This is a genomic window from Vagococcus elongatus, from assembly GCF_003987645.1.
GTDB lineage: Bacteria > Bacillota > Bacilli > Lactobacillales > Vagococcaceae > Vagococcus_A > Vagococcus_A elongatus.
Genome location: NZ_NGKA01000044.1, coordinates 1 through 3293, shown reverse-complemented (window position 1 = coordinate 3293; position 3293 = coordinate 1). Strand labels below are relative to the sequence as shown.

At 34.7% G+C, this 3293-nt stretch carries 3 protein-coding genes; all 3 read right to left on the bottom strand.

All coding sequences use genetic code 11. From position 1 onward, the window contains the following. Positions 1 to 504: protein rep (locus CBF29_RS13560; RefSeq protein WP_148112417.1), on the bottom strand; the 504-nt coding region annotated here is incomplete at its 3' end. Between the two features lie 560 nt (positions 505 to 1064). Further along, entirely contained in the window at positions 1065 to 2372 is a 1308-nt protein-coding gene (locus CBF29_RS13555) for a plasmid recombination protein (protein WP_126810236.1), read from the bottom strand. A 284-nt stretch (positions 2373 to 2656) separates the two neighbouring features. Then, a partial coding sequence (locus CBF29_RS13550) for a protein rep (protein WP_170170089.1) occupies positions 2657 to 3293 on the bottom strand: 637 nt, incomplete at its 5' end.

Below are 3293 nucleotides of genomic sequence, written 5' to 3'. Positions count from 1 at the left end.
TCTTAAAAAACCAATTAAATTCTTTGAAACTTTTTTATATTTCATCAACCGAGCAAAACCTTTTGTCATTTCCTTCAACGTTTTGTCGAGTTCTTCTCCATCAAAAACATTTTTAACAGTCAGCGTTAAAAATAAGAATCGTGCTTTAGGTTCTTGCTTTATAGCTTCTGAAAGTATTTCAGCATTTTGGTATGAGAATTTCATTGATCTCCTCCAAGCACAAAGTGGACATAACTTTGATTTGCAAAACCAAACTTGGTGCAATCTTAAATACCCATCATCTGTCATTTTAAATGACATTTCATCAGCACAACCATGAACATTATTTGCCTTTTTGAAATGTAAAATTTTTAATATTTCTGCGTAATAACGGTTCTTAATCTTTTTACCACGCCAATCAAACTCTTTTCCGTTCCTGCGAATATCTCTGAAAACTTCGACAGACTCAACTCTCAAATCTTGATTATTTGAGTCACATACGGTATCATCATCAATAGAAAACAATAGAAAAAACCCCCTGTGATATATTCTTTAAACTCGACACTTAAAGTATAATTCACAGGTTTTTTTATTGCAAATTTTTTTGTATACCAAATAATTAACCTTAAAAAACATTAAAAACACTGATATATCAACGTTTACACGTAATATATCTATTGGAATTAAAATATCGTTATTTCTTTATTTATCAAGATAAGAAGAAACCGCCAAAAACGGCGGTTTAATAGGCTTTTCAAGCCTATTAAAAAACCTAAACCCATTAAACCAAAAAAACGCGATTTTGAGAAATATATTCTTAAAATTAAAAGAAATAAAAAGACCTTGGAGGGCTCGCCACCCTCCAAACCACCCAGTCGCCTCCTGTCACCCAGTTGAAGAGACCTAAACACACTTAAAGCAGTCAAGGAGCGGGTAGTATTTTTTGAGAAGATCACTCAAAAAATCTCCACCCTCAAGTCCTTGACTGCTTTATTTTTGGCGTTCGACTTGTCGTGCCGATAGTCAGACCAGTTGAAAAACTTAGCTTTTGACTATCGCACCGTCTATTGTAACGCCAAAAAACGCTAGCGGCTCATTCCTCCGTTTCGTTTGCGCTCCATCATCTGCTCTTTATACTCTATACGGCTAATTTCGGGCTTAGGAACGTCCTCAGACACTTTACGGGCAATTACACTCATAAAGTTCTTTATCGCCTTAGAATCGCCTATACTGCGTTTTAGGGTGTCTCTGACAGTGTGATAAATACTTTTGATCTCTTGTTTGAGTGTTTGCACTTGTGCTTTTAGTGATATATTTTCTTCCAGCAACTCATTATAATCTCTAACATTTGAGTTAAATCTCTCAACAAGATCGTTGTATTTATTTTTGACTACTTCATTTTTTTTGCGTAATTCTCTATTTTCTTTGGCAAGATCGGTTGTTAAATATTTCTCCATTTGTGCTTTTAACTGCTGATTTTGTTGAGCACTTTTCCTTAACTTCAGAAATTCTTCTTCTGGTAAAACAATATTCCCTGTTTTTACTTCCTTCTTTTCTGTCAACGGTACACCTAGAAGCTTTTTACCAGTAGGCTTATCAATAGTTTTCATCTCATATTTTGCATTAATTGATTTTAAAGAAATCTTTTTAGGTTTCTCATTTGTCAGATTAACTAACTCATTTTTCTTTTGGGATAAATCTTTTTCAAGTGTTTTAATTTCTCGTTCCAAGTCTTTTTTTATTTTATACTCGTTCACGTCCTTAAAATCGTTCGTGCCGACAAGTTTCCTTTCGTGCCCTCTTTCCAACAGCAGTTCTTCCAAAATGGCAACTTCTTTATCACGCCAGTCTTCAAACGGACGCTGTTTGTCTAACGTCTCATCTTGCTGTTTAATCGCTCGGTCGAAGGAAACCTGCTTTTCTAAACCACGTTTATAACCGCTGGCAACAGGAACAAAGTTGACATGCAAATGTGGCGTAGCTTCATCGTTGTGAATCACCGCATTGTACACTTTCAAATTTGGATTCCGTTCTTGGAAATTTTCAAACCACTTTTCCAAAAATCCGGAGTCAATTTCAGTGTCATCTTTGTCGCCAACTTGGACAATAATTTCTTGTTGAAGGGCAGTTTTTTTTCCGTTTTTTATATGGTCATAATAGCTATCAATTTTTCGGTCATTTCGTTTTTGTTTGTCGTTATATTTTTGCAACGATTCAGAAAATTCTCGCTCGTATAATTCTTTCAAATCATCTTGAACGAGATAAATATTTTCATCGGATCGGTCAAAATTTATGTGCGAGTTTTGCTCTTTTTGTTTGTCAGTAAATTCTCGGTTGTTGTGTTTTATGTTTGTCATATTTGTAGCTTTCTTCAAGGAAACTGAATACTGCATTTTACGCACCACCTTTGATTGCTAGTCTAAATAAAGTTTGTTACTTTGTCAAAGTAACCTTTTCTGTATTGTGACATTACGCTACGCTCCACATCACAATGAAAAGGGTCTGCCGACAGCTAAAACCAAGTTCAAAAGCGTTCGTCAATCTTCGATTTCCGAGCAAAATATTTTCGCTGGACTTTGTCCTTTCTGCTCAAATAATTTTGGTTTGAGATTTTGCTCCCCTATCAAATTGGGGGGGGCGCAAACCTCAAAATAAAAAAAGACGAGCGAGTTACCGCTCATCTTTTTATGAAATAATTTTTGCGAGTATCGTTCCACTTCGCATAAATTATTTGTGCAGATTCGGAAACTTTTTCCTCCTCATCTGCACCAACAATTCTCAAATCTCCTTCCTCGACATCTTCGAGGTGGAGTTTTTTTCGAATCTCTTTGAACAATCCGCCATATCCAATTTGGCGTTTTCTGTTCAAACCTTTTTCGAGTTCATCAACAACTAAAGTATCTCTATCAAAATTATTTGATAAATAATCAGAATCTTTAACAGGATATTTTGAAGTCTCCAAAACAGCAGACTTTACATCATTTTTATTACCAGTTTTCCCTCTAACTGCTTTCACGTTAACAATAGGAATGTACTCTAACTTCATAGATTTTTTCCAAAGTTCAGTCCATTCATCTTGATTTATGTAATTATTTTCTCCCTTAAAATAAGTTGACTTAACCATCAACAAGACATGAAAATGCGGGTGAAATGAATTATCAATATCGTTTACTGTTACTTCAGTAGCTCTTAAAAAACCAATTAAATTCTTTGAAACTTTTTTATATTTCATCAACCGAGCAAAACCTTTTGTCATTTCCTTCAACGTTTTGTCGAGTTCTTCTCCATCAAAAACATTTTTAACAGTCAGCGTT

Excerpts from the sequence above, each read along its gene's own strand:
- CBF29_RS13555 (WP_126810236.1), bottom strand. The coding sequence starts at position 2,372 with ATGCAGTATTCAGTTTCCTTGAAGAAAGCTACAAATATGACAAACATA.